The 245-nt window shown below is 67.8% G+C and carries 1 protein-coding gene; it reads right to left on the bottom strand.

All coding sequences use genetic code 11. The annotated features are described in order from the left end of the window. Positions 1 to 15: 15 nt before the first annotated feature. Positions 16 to 165, bottom strand: a complete 150-nt coding sequence (locus ACR9ZK_RS23010) for a hypothetical protein (protein WP_481344232.1) — start codon at positions 163 to 165, stop codon at positions 16 to 18. Positions 166 to 245 lie beyond the last annotated feature (80 nt).

Raw genomic sequence — 245 nt, forward strand, 5'->3', positions numbered from 1 at the left:
CCGTCGTCGGCAGCGTCAGATGTGTATAAGAGACAGGCACTCGTCCACGACGCCTCCTGAGCCCCTTGCCTCCCACGGCACCCGGGTGTCGCGGATCGCGGCGGGGTCGGAGTGCTCGAGCTCCCACGGGTCGCGGTCGAGGCAGACGCTGTCTCTTATACACATCTCCGAGCCCACGAGACGGAGCTACATCTGGTAGGGCGGCTTCTTTTTTCAGAGGGGGGGGGGGGGGGGGGGGGGGGGGG

It is taken from the genome of Monashia sp. HAY1-5C, assembly GCF_056755255.1.